The organism is Flavobacterium hiemivividum (assembly GCF_004349145.1).
GTDB classification, from domain to species: Bacteria; Bacteroidota; Bacteroidia; order Flavobacteriales; family Flavobacteriaceae; genus Flavobacterium; species Flavobacterium hiemivividum.
In genome coordinates, this window is record NZ_SMFO01000001.1 from 209,068 (window position 1) to 224,953 (window position 15,886).

The 15,886-nt window shown below is 36.2% G+C and carries 14 protein-coding genes; 10 read left to right on the forward strand and 4 right to left on the reverse strand.

Annotated features, from left to right (window positions below; genetic code table 11):
* Nucleotides 1–135 precede the first annotated feature (135 nt).
* The 6 genes from E0F98_RS00905 to E0F98_RS00930 all read left to right on the forward strand — a co-directional run bounded on the left by E0F98_RS00905 (nucleotide 136) and on the right by E0F98_RS00930 (nucleotide 7,826).
* Nucleotides 136–2,118: a urocanate hydratase gene (locus E0F98_RS00905; RefSeq protein ID WP_132108303.1), complete on the forward strand. Its 1,983-nt coding sequence runs from the start codon at nucleotides 136–138 to the stop codon at nucleotides 2,116–2,118.
* A gap of 49 nt (nucleotides 2,119–2,167) precedes the next feature.
* Nucleotides 2,168–2,707 carry a DUF4136 domain-containing protein gene (locus tag E0F98_RS00910; protein ID WP_132108305.1) on the forward strand — a complete coding sequence of 180 codons (540 nt, stop codon included), beginning with the start codon at nucleotides 2,168–2,170 and terminating at the stop codon, nucleotides 2,705–2,707.
* A gap of 214 nt (nucleotides 2,708–2,921) precedes the next feature.
* Nucleotides 2,922–4,166: a threonine ammonia-lyase IlvA gene (ilvA, locus tag E0F98_RS00915; RefSeq protein WP_132108307.1), complete on the forward strand. Its 1,245-nt coding sequence runs from the start codon at nucleotides 2,922–2,924 to the stop codon at nucleotides 4,164–4,166.
* Nucleotides 4,167–4,225: 59 nt separating this feature from the next.
* Nucleotides 4,226–4,624 carry a group III truncated hemoglobin gene (locus E0F98_RS00920; protein WP_132108309.1) on the forward strand — a complete coding sequence of 133 codons (399 nt, stop codon included), beginning with the start codon at nucleotides 4,226–4,228 and terminating at the stop codon, nucleotides 4,622–4,624.
* Nucleotides 4,625–4,656: 32 nt separating this feature from the next.
* Complete coding sequence (locus tag E0F98_RS00925) at nucleotides 4,657–5,787, forward strand: esterase-like activity of phytase family protein (RefSeq protein ID WP_132108311.1); 1,131 nt, start codon at nucleotides 4,657–4,659, stop codon at nucleotides 5,785–5,787.
* A 281-nt stretch (nucleotides 5,788–6,068) separates the two neighbouring features.
* Nucleotides 6,069–7,826 carry an aromatic amino acid hydroxylase gene (locus tag E0F98_RS00930; protein ID WP_132108313.1) on the forward strand — a complete coding sequence of 586 codons (1,758 nt, stop codon included), beginning with the start codon at nucleotides 6,069–6,071 and terminating at the stop codon, nucleotides 7,824–7,826.
* Between the two features lie 97 nt (nucleotides 7,827–7,923).
* Here the strand turns inward: E0F98_RS00930 and E0F98_RS00935 are convergent, their stop codons facing one another.
* From E0F98_RS00935 to alaS, 4 genes are all read right to left on the reverse strand, one after another.
* Nucleotides 7,924–8,544, reverse strand: coding sequence for a DUF4230 domain-containing protein (locus E0F98_RS00935; RefSeq protein WP_132108315.1), 621 nt, complete (start codon nucleotides 8,542–8,544; stop codon nucleotides 7,924–7,926).
* 2 nt (nucleotides 8,545–8,546) lie between these two features.
* Nucleotides 8,547–9,497: a GSCFA domain-containing protein gene (locus tag E0F98_RS00940; RefSeq protein WP_132108317.1), complete on the reverse strand. Its 951-nt coding sequence runs from the start codon at nucleotides 9,495–9,497 to the stop codon at nucleotides 8,547–8,549.
* A 31-nt stretch (nucleotides 9,498–9,528) separates the two neighbouring features.
* Nucleotides 9,529–10,299, reverse strand: coding sequence for a hypothetical protein (locus E0F98_RS00945; protein WP_132108319.1), 771 nt, complete (start codon nucleotides 10,297–10,299; stop codon nucleotides 9,529–9,531).
* Between the two features lie 113 nt (nucleotides 10,300–10,412).
* Nucleotides 10,413–13,061: an alanine--tRNA ligase gene (gene alaS / locus E0F98_RS00950; RefSeq protein WP_132108321.1), complete on the reverse strand. Its 2,649-nt coding sequence runs from the start codon at nucleotides 13,059–13,061 to the stop codon at nucleotides 10,413–10,415.
* A gap of 313 nt (nucleotides 13,062–13,374) precedes the next feature.
* On the opposite strand from alaS, the gene E0F98_RS00955 reads away from it, so the two are divergent.
* From E0F98_RS00955 to E0F98_RS00970, 4 genes are all read left to right on the forward strand, one after another.
* The gene (locus E0F98_RS00955; protein WP_132108323.1) at nucleotides 13,375–14,352 is read left to right on the forward strand and encodes a M23 family metallopeptidase; all 978 of its coding nucleotides are present in this window, start codon (nucleotides 13,375–13,377) and stop codon (nucleotides 14,350–14,352) included.
* A gap of 92 nt (nucleotides 14,353–14,444) precedes the next feature.
* The gene (locus E0F98_RS00960) at nucleotides 14,445–14,777 is read left to right on the forward strand and encodes a MerR family transcriptional regulator (protein ID WP_132108325.1); all 333 of its coding nucleotides are present in this window, start codon (nucleotides 14,445–14,447) and stop codon (nucleotides 14,775–14,777) included.
* A gap of 11 nt (nucleotides 14,778–14,788) precedes the next feature.
* Nucleotides 14,789–15,376, forward strand: a complete 588-nt coding sequence (locus E0F98_RS00965) for a LemA family protein (RefSeq protein WP_132108327.1) — start codon at nucleotides 14,789–14,791, stop codon at nucleotides 15,374–15,376.
* Nucleotides 15,377–15,447: 71 nt separating this feature from the next.
* Nucleotides 15,448–15,885 (forward strand): TPM domain-containing protein, encoded by a 438-nt coding sequence (locus tag E0F98_RS00970; RefSeq protein ID WP_132108329.1) that lies wholly within the window; start codon nucleotides 15,448–15,450, stop codon nucleotides 15,883–15,885.
* Nucleotide 15,886 lies beyond the last annotated feature (1 nt).

The following is a 15,886-nucleotide window of genomic DNA, read 5'->3' on the forward strand; positions in this document are numbered from 1 at the left end:
CTGATAATTAATAAAAAATCTTTGCCAATAATGATTTTCAATAACGTAAACCCCTTTATTTAAGCTGCTTTTTGCTACATTAATATTTTTATTTAATAAAAAAACATCTATTCTACAATAACGAATTAAAACAAAATGACTTTTCAAGACCAAATCCAACAAGGAATCCCTACTATATTGCCTCAACCTAAACCGTATGAAATTGACATCAACCATGCGCCTAAAAGAAAAGAAATCCTTTCGGCCGAGGAAAAAAAATTAGCTCTTCGCAACGCACTTCGTTATTTCGAACCGCAGCATCATGCCGAATTACTTCAAGAATTTAGGGACGAATTAGAAACTTATGGTCGTATTTATATGTACCGTTTCCGCCCTGAATATGAAATGAAAGCACGGCCAATTAACGATTATCCGGGAAAATGCGAACAGGCTAAAGCAATCATGTTAATGATTCAGAATAACTTAGACTACGCCGTTGCTCAGCATCCTCATGAATTAATTACTTATGGCGGAAACGGGGCGGTTTTTCAAAACTGGGCGCAGTACTTGTTGACCATGAAATACCTGGCCGAAATGACCGAGGACCAAACATTAACCATGTATTCTGGTCATCCCATGGGATTATTCCCTTCTCATAAAGAAGCGCCAAGAGTGGTTGTGACTAACGGAATGGTGATCCCTAATTATTCTAAACCGGATGATTGGGAGAAAATGAATGCCTTAGGCGTTTCTCAATACGGCCAAATGACTGCTGGTAGCTACATGTACATTGGGCCACAAGGAATTGTACACGGAACTACTATTACGGTGCTGAATGCTTTTCGAAAAATAAACCGCAGTCCTTCTGGAGGAGTATTCGTTACTTCTGGATTAGGCGGAATGAGTGGTGCTCAACCAAAAGCAGGAAACATCGCAGGTTGCATCACTGTTTGTGCCGAAGTCAATGCTAAAATCACTCACATTCGCCATAGTCAAGGCTGGATCAATGAAGTTGTAGAAGATATTGACGAATTAGTAAAAAGAGTTACTTTGGCAAAAGCCAACAAAGAAATTATATCCATCGCCTACCTCGGAAACGTTGTTGACGTTTGGGAAAAATTTGACCAAGAAAATATTCATATCGATTTAGGAAGTGACCAAACCTCCCTTCACAATCCGTGGGCGGGAGGGTATTACCCCGTTGGTATTTCTTTCGAAGAATCGAATGAAATGATGGCAAACAATCCTGATCTTTTCAAAGAAAAAGTACAAAAAACATTACGCCGTCACGCAGCTGCTATAAATAAACACACTGCCAAAGGAACTTATTTCTTTGATTATGGAAACGCTTTCCTACTAGAAGCTTCTCGCGCAGGAGCGGCAGTAATGGCTGATAATAATATCGATTTTAAGTATCCAAGTTATGTACAAGACATCATGGGACCTATGTGTTTTGATTATGGTTTTGGTCCTTTCCGTTGGGTTTGTGCCTCAGGTCAACCAGAAGATTTACAGAAAACAGATACAATTGCATGCGAAGTACTTGAAGAAATGGCAAAAACAGCACCTTTCGAAATTCAGCAGCAAATGCAGGATAACATTCAATGGATTAAAGGAGCGCAGGAAAATAAATTGGTTGTAGGATCACAAGCGAGAATCCTTTATGCGGATGCCGAAGGTCGCGTAAAAATTGCCGAAGCTTTTAATCAGGCTATTGCCAAAGGAGAAATTGGAACGGTTGTTCTAGGTAGAGACCACCATGACGTTTCTGGAACGGATTCTCCTTATAGAGAAACTTCAAACATCTACGATGGTTCCCGTTTCACAGCAGATATGGCTATTCAAAATGTAATTGGAGACAGCTTTAGAGGTGCTACTTGGGTATCAATTCACAATGGTGGAGGTGTGGGCTGGGGCGAGGTTATAAACGGAGGTTTTGGTATGGTTCTTGATGGATCTAAAGAAGCATCAAGACGCTTAGAATCAATGCTCTTCTGGGATGTAAACAACGGAATCTCAAGAAGAAGTTGGGCTCGAAACGAAGGAGCTGTTTTTGCTATTAAAAGAGCAATGGAGACGCAACCTTTATTAAAAGTCACACTCCCTAATATAGTAGCAGACAATCTATTGAATTTTTAAAATTTTGAGCGTAACTTTAGTGAACCATTAGCAATTAAATACTATCACCATGAAAGCAATTAAACTTCTTCCGATCTTCTTACTTTTCTTTATTGCGTCATGCAGTTCTGTACAAGTATATTCAGATTATGACTCAAAAGCCGATTTCAATCAATACAAAACATACGCTTTCCATAAAGCAGGTATTGATAAACTACAAGTTTCAGAATTAGACAAGAAAAGATTACTTTATGCTATTGATAACGAACTCAGTAAAAAAGGAATGACTAAAAGTGAAAATCCTGATTTACTAATCAATATCCTAACTAAAGAAAGAGAACGTATCGATGTGAATCAGTATCAGGCTGGATGGGGTTATGGCTGGGGATACGGCTGGAACCCTTATCTTTGGGGAGGACGTAATTATGTCTCTAGTTCGACAGAAGGAACGTTATACATTGATTTAATCGATGCTAAGAAAAAAGAACTAGTATGGGAAGGTGAAGGAATTGGTAATTTGACTGAGAGTCGCGATCAAAAAGAAAAACAAATCAATGAATTTGTAGCCAAAATTTTAGCCCAATATCCTCCATCAAATGTAAAAAAATAATATTTTTTTATTCGAACTAGTCAAATAATCTATACATTTGCACTTGAAAGACAAAAAAAATGACAAATTTAACTAATATTATTATCGCTAAAATTATTATTATTCAACAATAATAGCGGAGCGTTATATAAATTAGTAAAACAAATATATTTATGAAACCTCCTATAACGGGAGGTTTTTTTTATGCCTAAAATAAACTACTAAAACAACAATCATGACTATATTCGAACAAGTAGTAAACGCACAAAAACAATTAGAAGGAGTTGTCCCTCATACTCCGCTTACACAAAGCCTAAATTTATCAGACGAATTCGAATCTAATATTTTATTAAAAAGAGAGGATCTACAAATCGTTCGTTCCTACAAAATAAGAGGTGCTTACAACAAAATCAGCACTTTGACAGAGGCTGAAAAAAGCAAAGGAGTAGTATGTGCTAGTGCTGGAAATCACGCCCAAGGAGTTGCTTATTCTTGTAATTTACTAAAAATAAAAGGCAAGATTTACATGCCAAAAACGACACCCAAACAAAAGATAAAGCAAGTACAATTATTTGGGAAATCCTTTGTAGAAATTGTACTTATAGGAGATACATTTGACGATGCCAATGCAAAAGCAGCAGAAGACTCTAAACAAAACAACATCACATTCGTCCATCCCTTTGACGACATACAAGTAATTGCAGGACAAGGTACTGTAGGTTTAGAGATTTTAGAGTCTTTCAAAGTGCCTATAGACTATGTTTTTGTTCCAATTGGCGGTGGCGGATTAGCGTCGGGACTTTCGCAAGTATTCAAGGAATTGAGTCCCAATACAAAAATTATAGGAGTCGAGCCCGAAGGCGCTCCTTCTATGAAAACCTCGATTGCAAACGGGAAAAATACTGCATTAGACAGCATAGATAAATTTGTGGATGGAGCTGCAGTAAAGCAGGTGGGTAACTTGAATTTTGAAATATGTCAAAAAAACCTAACCGATATTGTATTGGTTCCCGAAGGAAAAGTGTGCACCACTATTTTGCGATTATACAATGAAGAAGCCATGGTTGTAGAGCCTGCAGGCGCACTAACTATTGCGGCTTTGGATTTTTACAAGGACAAAATAAAAGGTAAAAACGTAGTTTGTATCGTCAGCGGAAGTAACAACGACATCGAGCGAACTGCCGAAATAAAAGAGCGTTCCTTATTGTATGAAGGACTCATGCATTATTTCATGATTGAGTTCCCGCAACGTCCCGGTTCCTTGAAGGAATTTGTAAATGATATCCTTGGCCCAGATGATGATATAACCTATTTCCAGTTTACAAAGAAAAATAGCCGCGAGGTAGGTCCGGCAGTTGTAGGTCTCGAATTAAAGAATAAAAACGACCTTATCGAGATCAAAAACAAAATGGCACATAAGGGATTTGAATTTAAATACCTTAATGAAAAACAAGGTTTATTCACCCAATTAATTGGATAAAACAATTTCCAGTTCCTAATTTAAGGCCTACCTTTGCGTAGGCTTTTTTACTCACAATTATGACAACCCTTACCGACATAAAAAATATAGAAGACATCAAATTAATGGTCGATACCTTCTACTCAAAAGTTCAAAAAGACGAATTCATTGGTCCTATTTTCAATGAAAAAATAGCGAATCGCTGGCCTGAGCATTTAGAAAAAATGTATCGCTTTTGGCAAACTATCTTACTCGAAGTACATAGTTATTCTGGAAGTCCGTTTCCACCGCACAAACAATTACCCATTGCCAAGGAGCACTTTGATCGCTGGATGGAAATTTTCACCGAAACGGTTGATTTATTATTTATTGGCGTTGTTGCTGATGAGGCAAAATTACGCGCCAGAAACATGGCGGAGATGTTCAATTACAAAATTGACTATTTCAGAAATGCCGAAAAAAATAACTCAAAGCACTAATCATATATCAAACCTAATTTAGGCTACTTACCATGCATAAACTTCTAATTGGACTTTTCTCCATTTCCTTACTTTTTTCTTGTTCGAATATAAAACAAGCCACTCAAACCAATTTATCACCTAGTTTAAAATTCATCAATTCAATCGAAATTCCGTATAATCAGAATTTCAAGAAGACTAAAATTGGCGGACTTTCCGGTATTGATTACGATAAAAAACAGGATATTTATTACCTTATTAGCGATGAACGGTCACAAGTAAACCCATCGAGATTCTATACCGCAAAGATCCACTTGAAAAACGACGAACTCCAAGCTATAGATTTTCAAGAGACGAATACACTGAAAAATCAAGAAGGTAAGATTTTTGGCAATTGGTTGAGCACTCCAGAAACCTCTGCCGATCCTGAGGACATTCGATACAATCCGAAAAAGAAGTCTCTAATTTGGAGTAGTGAAGGCGCTCGCGTACTTTCTACCGATAAGAACGTTTTACAAAATCCTTCGATCTCATTTATGGATTTGAAAGGTAATTATCAGAACCAAGTGACTTTGCCTTCTAATTTAGAAATGCAAAAAGAAGAAAAAGGTCCCCGAAATAATGGAATATTAGAAGGAATCACTTTCGACAAAAATTACAAAAATATTTACACAGTTGTAGAAGAACCGCTTTATGACGATGGTGACAAAGCCACCGTGGAAAAAGGGGCCTTGATTCGTTTTTACAAATTCAATGTAAAAACCAAAAAAAACACAGCCCAATACACGTACCAACTCGAAGCCATTGCTAAAGCACCCAATCCTAAAGATGGATTTGCCGTAAACGGTGTGTCTGCTATTCAATATTATAGCGAAGACCAGCTATTGGTCGTGGAACGCTCCTACTCTGTAGGAACACAGGCTTGCACGGTAAAAGTTTTTTTATGTGATTTATCGAAAGCGACTGATGTAAAAGATATTGCTTCTTTGCAAAATCAATCAATTGAAGTTGCTTCTAAAAAGCTAATCCTAAACATGGATGATTTAGGAATTTTTATCGATAATATCGAAGGAGTAACTTTTGGTCCAAAGTTATCTAACGGCAAGCAATCGTTGCTTTTTGTCTCGGATGACAACTTCTCTGATAAGCAAAAAACGCAAATACTGCTGTTTGAGGTAGAATAGTGAATTCTTTTTCATGCTCTAAAAAACGCACAAACTTGTCATCTTATGTTTGCAATCATCATGCAATATCTTGTGTCTAATTAGCAAACAACTCCACTAGCCCCGAGTGAAAAGGAAAGCATTTTATAACAAAAGCCTTGTTTTGTTGTTCTAAAAAAGCGACTGGAAGAAGCTCTTTTTAGGGCTTACAAAAACGGCTTTTTTTGTAAAATCTTGTAATGAAAAGCGGGAAATAGCTCCTTAAAGTTGTACTTTTGCAGTATAACTACAACGTTTTCGACATGAAACCAACTATTGAAAGTAATCCCTTATTAGACAGATTGCCAAAGCACTTGAAGCAATTTATTAAACCTCAAGATTATAGCGATTACACACCTATAAATCAAGCGGTTTGGCGCTACGTGATGCGCAAAAACGTGGATTACCTTTCAAAAGTGGCTCATAGCTCGTATCTGGAAGGATTGAAAAAAACAGGAATAGAAATCGACAACATCCCGAGTATGTATGGCATGAACCGTATTCTGACCGAAATAGGTTGGGCTGCAGTAGCAGTTGACGGATTTATTCCGCCAAATGCTTTTATGGAATTTCAAGCTTATAATGTACTTGTTATTGCATCAGATATTCGTCAACTCGAACATATAGAATACACGCCAGCACCAGATATTATTCATGAAGGAGCGGGTCATGCCCCAATAATCGCCAATCCAGAATATGCGGAATACTTGCGTCGTTTTGGAGAAATAGGCTGTAAAGCGATTTCATCCGATAAGGATTACCAAATGTATGAAGCAATCCGATTACTTTCGATCGTGAAAGAAGCCGAAGATACGCCACAAGCAACTATTGATGCAGCAGAAAAAGCGGTCGAAGATTTGCAAAACAATATGGGTGAACTTTCTGAAATGGCACAAATAAGAAACCTGCACTGGTGGACTGTGGAATACGGATTAATAGGAACTATCGAAAATCCTAAAATATATGGAGCCGGTTTGCTATCTTCAATTGGAGAAAGTGCCCATTGCATGACGGATCAAGTGGAGAAAATTCCTTATGATATTACTGCTGCCCAAAAAAGTTTTGATATTACAAAGCTACAACCTCAGCTTTACGTCACTCCAACTTTTGCTTATTTAAATTTAATTTTAGAGGAATTTGCAAGTAAAATGGCACTGCGTACCGGCGGACTATCAGGAATAGAAAAATTAGTTAATTCGACTGCTTTAGGTACAATAGAATTAAGTACTGGCTTACAAATTTCGGGAGTTTTTACAAATGTAATTCATAACGAGGGAAAACCAATATACATCCAAACTACAGGAAAAACAGCTTTGGCTTCTCGCGAAAAAGAATTGGTAGGTCATGGAACGGCAACTCATGCTGAAGGTTTTGGTAGTCCAATTGGAAAACTAAAAGGCATCAATTTAGCGATTGAAGACATGAGCCCGAAAGACTTAAGCGCCTACAATATCACCGAAAGCAATACTGTGAAACTAGAATTTGAAGGAGAAATTACCGTTGAAGGAGAAATCATTACTGGTTCTAGAAACTTACAAGGAGAAATTATCCTAATTCGTTTTAAAAACTGTACTGTAACGCATGGCGAAACCATTTTATTCCAACCAGATTGGGGAGTTTATGACATGGCAGTGGGTAAGAAAGTAGTTTCCGCTTTTTCTGGCCCAGCTGATGCAAATAGTTTTGACTTAATTACACATATGCCTTCCAGCACCACAATTAAGGCAAAACACACTGCGGAACGCGATGACTTAGAGGTTTTGTACCAAATGGTAAGAATAATTAGAGAATCGAAAGATATGTACGCTTCTTTCGCGCCTATCTTTCAAAAACTAAAAACAGATCATCCTAAAGATTGGCTACTTGCTGTTGAAATCGCCGAACTCCTTAAAGACAGAAACGAGACTCAACAACTGGATGAAGTTTTGAATTACCTTGAAGATTTAAAAATAAAAAGACCAGAAGTAACGCATTTGATTACTGGAGGACTGGACTTGATTTTTCATAAAGAAAACGTATAAACTCACAGCCAAGATTCATACTATTAAAAAACAAAACCGCCAATTCGCAATGATTTTCTTTGCGAATTGGCGGTTCTTTATTTTAAAGCTAAAATTATTACAGCTTTATTTGTTGGTCTAGTTCAACATCGCTTTTTATTACTTTTCCCTCGTATTTTAGAGTCCAACCTAAATTACTCGTCGTTATCAACAGCTTAGATAATTCACTTATGAGTCGGTTTTGAGCATTGCTCTTAAGCGAAGATTTCTCTATTTTCTTAGCTAAATTTGCTTTAACCGATTTGTTTATTTTATTGTAATCATCACCCGTAAACGGATTTAATCTACTTTGTTCAACATCATAGATTTTAATATCTGGATTGATCTTTATTTCTTCCTTCGGAATATAAACGATTGAAATTGTTTTGTTAGCTTCGTCGATATCATATTTCATTTTATGTAAATCGTAAGCAACTGTAACTTCTGCATTAACAACAATCACTGCTTTTTTATCAAATGAAACAATACCCATCAGGTATTTTTCCTTATTTTTATAGGTAACAACTTCGGCAAAATGCCCCTCGGTAACGATAAGCTTACCAACGTTTAAAATTTGCTGTTGTATCAAGCCAGCGCTATCTATCGTGGTCGAATCGTCCTCTTTTTTGAATTCGCAATATTTAAACATCAGCACCACCGCTAATATCAACCCTATAAAAATAAGTAATCTTCTAAGCATAATTAAAATTTCATGAATGAATATTGAGAGCCCAATTTAGCGATTTTATCCCTTAATTTAGCTTCAAATTTTTGATGACTCTCTGAATTTGGGTTAAATGGTTTATGAGATAAGCTTTTCTGGATTATTTCAACTTCCTCCATTGTTGCCAGCGCCGTTTCTAAAATGTTTGTTTCCTTGAAACGTTTCCAAATGTAATCAATTGCAACTTGATTTGGGTGCAACATGTCTTCGGCATAAAACCGATAATCACGAAGCTCATCCATCATGATTTCGTAGGAAGGGAAATAATTTAGAATTTCAGATTTAGGATTTAGGATTTGTTGTATTGCGGCGATTAAACTGGATTTACTCCATTGATTTTCTACAAAACCGTCTTTGATGTGTCGCACTGGAGAAACCGTGAAAATAATTCTTGCTTCTGGATTTATAGACTGAATTAAATCAATTGTTTTTTGGATGCTATTGTGAATTACGTCTGTACTTAACAATTGCTTTTCAAACTGTTTTTGAGGTACTTTATGGCAATTAGCAACAATTTCATTACTTTCAATATTGCGATAAGCCCAGGCTGTTCCGTAGGTTATAATGACGTGTGTTACTTCGGTTAATTGTTTCTGTGTTGATTGAATAATCCCATTCAAAACAGCTAACAACTCAATTGGATCAGCATTGCTTAAATCAGAATGTGCATTATAAAAATGCCAGCGTTCATCGTGAAAAAAAATATCAGCTTCAGTGAAGATCTTTTTTTCCACTGCATATGAAATAAGTTTTTCGATTGCTAGTGGATGAAACAAAATCCCAAATGGATTGCAGGAATTTTGGAATTTAAAATAGTCCAATTTCTCAGACATATTTACCGCAAAACATGATCCCAAAGACATGATTTTCGAATAATAATCTATCGGACTGCGGGTCTTTTTAATAGGTATTTGAGTTCTGAACTGCATCTTGTATTATTTATTCAAACGTAGTAGTCTATTAATAAAAATATTCAGACTTTAAATAACCTGTATTTCCAGTTGTATTTTCGTTGATTTGCACAGTAGGATAATCGTCTGTGTCGTATTCAAACGTACTTTTATATAATCTAGCCGAAGATGTGATTTGGTCCAATGCATTTGTAGTGCTATTCTCCACAACATTGATAACGCTATTGTTAATAGACATCAACTGGTTCTGATCAACTAATTTATCAAATCCCAAAATACTGTGCATCGGATTCTTTTTGGAATCGTACTCAAAACTCACATTTTTAGTTGTCACAATTCCAACAGCGGTATCATCTAAAATGCGCTTGTCTTTTATTAAATTACCATCTTTAAATGAGATAATTCCATGATATAATTTAACTTCTTGATTGTTGGCATTTAAAGTAAATCGTTCATAAGCTATCGTTCCGTCAGTATTATGAATGAAATTAATCCAATAGTTATCCGAAGATTTGACCCTAATTAATTTTTCGTTCTGATAATTATAATCAACTGTAATTATAGATTGATCACTTTTATTTTTTGTAATAATTTTAGAGATTAATCCATTTGTATAGTTATAATTAAGCTGCTGTTTCCCATTCTCTGCCTTTACAATTTTATTTCCATTGTATGTGAACAAAGTCGTAACAGAAGCGCCATTCTCAGTAGTTTCAATTAGTTTTGTCAACAATTTAGTATTGCCGCTTTTATCATTTACACAAGAATAAAATACAAACAACATAGCCGCTAAAACCCAAAATACATTTGCTTTTTTCATTTCGAATAATTAAAAAAGTGTCACTGAAAAACAGAACTGGTGTGATTTTATTTACAATGTAAAGGTAACAAAAAACCATTCCCAGATACACTTTCCAACTAAAAATCAATGTATTACATTACAAAATCTATCGCTTTAGCTAAAGCCTCTGAAATTCCTGCCGCATTTTTCCCTCCTGCGGTAGCAAAGAAAGGCTGCCCACCTCCTCCACCTTGGATATATTTTCCTAATTCGCGGACTACTTGTCCAGCATTTAATTTTTTGTCAGCAACTAGTTCTTTAGAGATATAACAACTTAACATGGGCTTTCCTTCTTCGGCTGTAGCCAAAACCAAAAACACATTAGTTCCCAAGTTCCCTAAATCATAAGCCAAATCTTTAGCACCTTCTGGATTAAGATCCACTTGGACTGCTAGAAACTGAACGCCATTAACTTCTTGGATTTGCGTCATCAACTCTGCTTTTAATCCTTTTGCTTTGTCTTTAATTAATTGCTCAATTTGCTTTTTTAATTTTGCGTTTTCATCCTGAAGCGCTACCACTGCTTTAATCGTATCTTGTGGATTTTTTAACGTCGCTTTGATTTCGCTCAACAATTCTTCTTGCGATGCATAGAATTTTTTCACTGCCTCACTAGTAATTGCTTCAATACGACGAATTCCTGCCGCAACAGCTCCTTCAGAAACGATTTTGAAATGCCATATTTCAGCGGTATTGTTCACGTGGATTCCACCGCACAATTCCATGCTGTTTCCAAATTTGATAGCACGCACATTATCTCCATATTTTTCGCCAAACAAAGCCATAGCACCTTCGTCTAGCGCTTGTTGAATAGGAATACTTCTTCTTTCGATTAATGGTAATTGCTCTTGGATTCTTGCATTAACAAAGTCTTCTACTTCTTGTAATTCCTCATCACTCACTTTTGCAAAGTGCGAAAAGTCAAAACGCAAATTATTTGGATTTACCAATGATCCTTTTTGCTCTACATGCGTTCCTAAAATTGTACGCAAAGCTTCGTGCATTAAATGGGTTGCTGAGTGATTTTTGGAAGACAATCCTCTTAAATCAGTATTTACTTTGGCAACAAAACTAGCATCTACATTTTCAGGTAATTGCTTCGCAAAATGCAAAATCAAGTTATTCTCTTTTTTAGTATCTATAATTTCAATCGTTTCATTTGCCGAAACTAAAATTCCTTTATCTCCTACTTGCCCTCCACCTTCTGGGTAGAAAGGTGTCGCATCTAGAACGATTTGATAAAGCACTCCATCTTTTTTAGAATCTACTTTACGAATACGAGTGATTTTTACTTCGTTTTCAACTTGGTCATAACCTACAAAACTTTCAACATTTCCATCAACCAAAATTTTCCAGTCGTCAGTAGAAACTTCAGAAGCAGCACGAGAACGTGATTTTTGTTCTTGCATTGCTTTATCAAAACCAGCTTCGTCTAACTCATATCCTTTTTCTCTAAGAATTAAAGCCGTTAAATCGATTGGAAAACCAAAAGTATCGTATAGTTCGAATGCTTTAGCTCCATTAACTTCTTTTCCTTTAGTTTCAGAAATTACTTTGTCTAACAATTGTAATCCTTGATCCAAAGTTCTAAGGAAAGAAGCTTCTTCTTCGCGAATCACATTAGTAACCAATGCTTGTTGTTTTTTGATTTCTGGGAAAAACTCTCCCATTTGGTCTGCTAAAACAGCAACTAATTGATAGATAAAAGGTTCCTTGGTGTCCAAAAATGTAAAACCATAACGTATCGCACGACGCAAAATACGACGAATTACATATCCTGCTCCAGTATTAGACGGCAACTGTCCATCGGCAATAGCGAAAGCTACCGCACGCACGTGATCGACAATTACACGAATCGCAATATTGGTTTTATTTTGTTTCTCAGATTCCTCACTATCGTTTAGAACGACCGAGTTAGGTGTATATTTCAATCCTGTAATTTCCTCCACTTTTTCGATAAGCGGCGTAAACACATCCGTATCATAGTTTGAAGTTACATCTTGCATCGCCATACACAAACGCTCAAACCCCATTCCGGTATCTACGTGTTTAGCCGGTAATTTTTCAAGAGAACCATCGGCTTTGCGGTTGAATTCCATAAATACGTTATTCCATATCTCGACTACTTGTGGATGATCAGCGTTTACTAAGCTACGACCTGAAACTGTAGCTCTTTCTTCATCAGTACGCAAATCGACATGAATTTCAGAACAGGGTCCGCATGGTCCTTGATCTCCCATTTCCCAGAAATTGTCTTTTTTGTTTCCAAGGATGATTCGATCTTCGGGAACGAATTGTTTCCAAATATCGAAAGCTTCCTGGTCGAAAGGTACGTTCTCTGCTTCGTTTCCTTCAAAAACGGAAACGTACAAACGGTCTTTATCTAACTTCAACACTTCGGTTAAGAATTCCCAAGCCCAAGGCAAGGCTTCTTTTTTGAAATAATCTCCAAAAGACCAGTTTCCTAGCATTTCGAACATAGTATGGTGATAGGTATCAAAACCTACATCTTCTAAATCATTATGTTTCCCTGAAACACGAAGACATTTTTGAGTGTCGGCAATTCTATTGCTTTTTGGCGTGGCATTACCTAAAAAATATTCTTTAAACTGCGCCATACCAGAGTTGTTGAACATCAAGGTTGGGTCGTCTTTAAGAACTATTGGTGCCGAAGGAACGATTAAATGTCCTTTGCTTTGAAAAAAGTCTAAAAATTGTTTACGTACGTCTTGTGATTTCATTATTTTATTTTTAGTGCAATTAGAGCACGAAGTTTTTGAATTTATGTCTTGCTCGAAAGCATTTTATGCCCCAGATAATAGTGGAAAGCTTCGAAATTTTGAAATTTATTTTTTTCTTGTGGTGGCAGAGCGACCGGAGGAAGCTCCTACCAGCGCAGCAGAAAAAAAGATTTCAAGACGAGAACTTGAAACGAATAGCTGGGAAAGGCACATTATTATATTTATTATTGAAAAAAAGCGGGAACAAATGAAACATTTATTAAATTTGTTCAAACTGCATTTTACAAGGTGCAAAAATAGGGTATTTTAAAATATGGCGAAAGTAAAATATTATTACGATTCGGAAAATCTGGCTTATCGAAAAATAAAAACAAAAAAAAGAAAGAAATTCGGTTTTATTGTCTTGTTTTTAGTGGCCTCAGCCTTGTTTGGTTCATTAAGTTTCCTAATATTATTAAACACGCCTTACTTCGACACGCCAAAAGATAGATTGATGCAACGGGAAATTGAAAACTTAAAGCTGAATTATGCCGTATTGAATCGAAAAATAGACCAACTTGACAATGTAATTGAAGCAATTGAAGAGCGCGATAACAACTTATACAGAACCTATTTTAATACCTCACCCATACCTGAAGAGGAACGAAAAGCAGGCTATAGTGGCGATAATCGCTATGCTGCATTACAAGGCTTTGACAACACAAAACTGGTCCTAAATACCACCAAAAGAGTAGATATTCTTACAAAAGAATTGGCAATACAATCGAAATCGCTGGATTACATTTTAAAACTGGCAAAAGAGAAAAATAAATTTTTGTCTGCCATTCCTGCCATTCAGCCTGTCAGGAACGAAAATTTAAAACGGATGGCTTCTGGTTTTGGATATCGCACAGATCCATTTACTAAAGCGCGTAAAATGCATGAGGGTATGGACTTTACGGCCAAAGTAGGCACACCAATTTTTGCAACTGGTGACGGAGTGGTCTCACAAGCAGATAATAGAGCATCCGGTTACGGGAATCATATTGTCATTAGGCATGGTTATGGATACGAGACTCTGTATGGTCATTTGAGTAAATACAATTGTAAAGCGGGACAACGAGTAAAGCGCGGCGACATTATAGGTTATGTGGGGAGTACAGGAAGATCTGAAGGACCCCATTTGCATTATGAAGTACACAAAGACGGTAAAGTCGTTAATCCACTCAATTTTTATTACGGAAATATTTCGGCAGTGGAATATGTTGCGATTTCAAAATTAGCAAACCAAGAGAATCAGTCGCTTGATTAAAGGATTTAAAAATTTAGGAATTAGGATTATTAGAATTAAATTTTGAAGTTGATTTTTGACTTTTTAAATAAATAATTATTAAAAAACAGAATATGCATATTGAGCTTTCTAAAGATAAAAGGTATTACAGTATTGGCGAAATAGCCAAAGCTTTTAATGTAAATGCTTCCCTGATTCGGTTCTGGGATAGTGAGTTTGATATCCTTAAACCTAAGAAAAACGCTAAGGGAAATAGAATGTTTACTCCTGAAGATGTAACTAACCTGCAACTCATTTATCATCTGGTAAAAGAAAGAGGATTCACATTAGAAGGAGCTAAAATCCATTTGAAAGAAGGCCAAAAGAAAACATTGGATAAATTTGAAATTATCCGAAAATTAGAAACCATTAGAACACAATTAACAAATATTAAAAATCAACTTTAAATTAAACAAACATGAAAAGATTTTTGCCTTGGATTATCGGAGCCGTAGTTATATTCGGAATTTACAGCTATGTTAAGGGAATTAACAATACTGCTGTTGTATATGAGCAGGGAATTAAAGAAGCTTGGGGTAATGTTCAAACCTCTTACCAAAGAAGAAATGACTTGATCGGAAACTTAGTAAAAACAGTACAAGGAGCCGCTGAGTTTGAAAAAAGCACTTTGACTGCGGTTATTGAAGCGCGTGCCAAAGCAACTGCGGTTACAGTTGACCCAACTAATATCACCCCAGAACAATTAACGCAATTTAACCAAGCTCAAAGCGGTGTAAGCAGCTCTCTATCTCGATTATTGGTTAGTGTGGAACGTTACCCTGATTTAAAAGCCAACCAAAACTTCTTGAAATTACAGGACGAATTGGCAAGTACCGAAAATCAAATTCTTACTGCTAGAACACGTTTCAACGAAGCGGTGAAACCGTACAATAATCATATCAAAGTTTTCCCAAATTCAGTTTTTGCAGGAATGTTTGGATTTAAGGAAAAACCATATTTCGAAGCTGTAGCAGGTGCTGAAAAACCGGTTGAAGTACAATTCTAAAAAACTCTTTCAGATATTTGATTAACGTCTCGAAGTTTCGGGACGTTAATCTTCATTCAAAAAAAAATACAATGTCAAAAGTAGAAGATTTTTTATCCAAAGAAGAAGAGCAAGAGATTGTGGAAGCTATTCGCATGGCCGAAAAAAACACCTCTGGAGAAATTAGGGTTCATTTAGAAAAAACAACCGCTTTAGATGTTTATGATCGTGCTTTGGAAGTTTTTAATGAATTGAAAATGGATGAAACCCAACTAAAAAATGGGGTTTTAATTTATCTTGCCGTTGAAGACAAAACATTTGTGATTTGCGGAGATTATGGGATTAATGATGTCGTTGCTAATGATTTTTGGGACAGTACCAAGGAGGTTATGGTTGCTCATTTTAAAAATGGCAATTACAAACAAGGTCTTGTTGACGGAATTCTAATCGCTGGAGAACAATTAAAAAAACATTTCCCTTGGTCAGAAGATGACACGAATGAATTATCAAACGAAATCTCAAAAGGCTAAT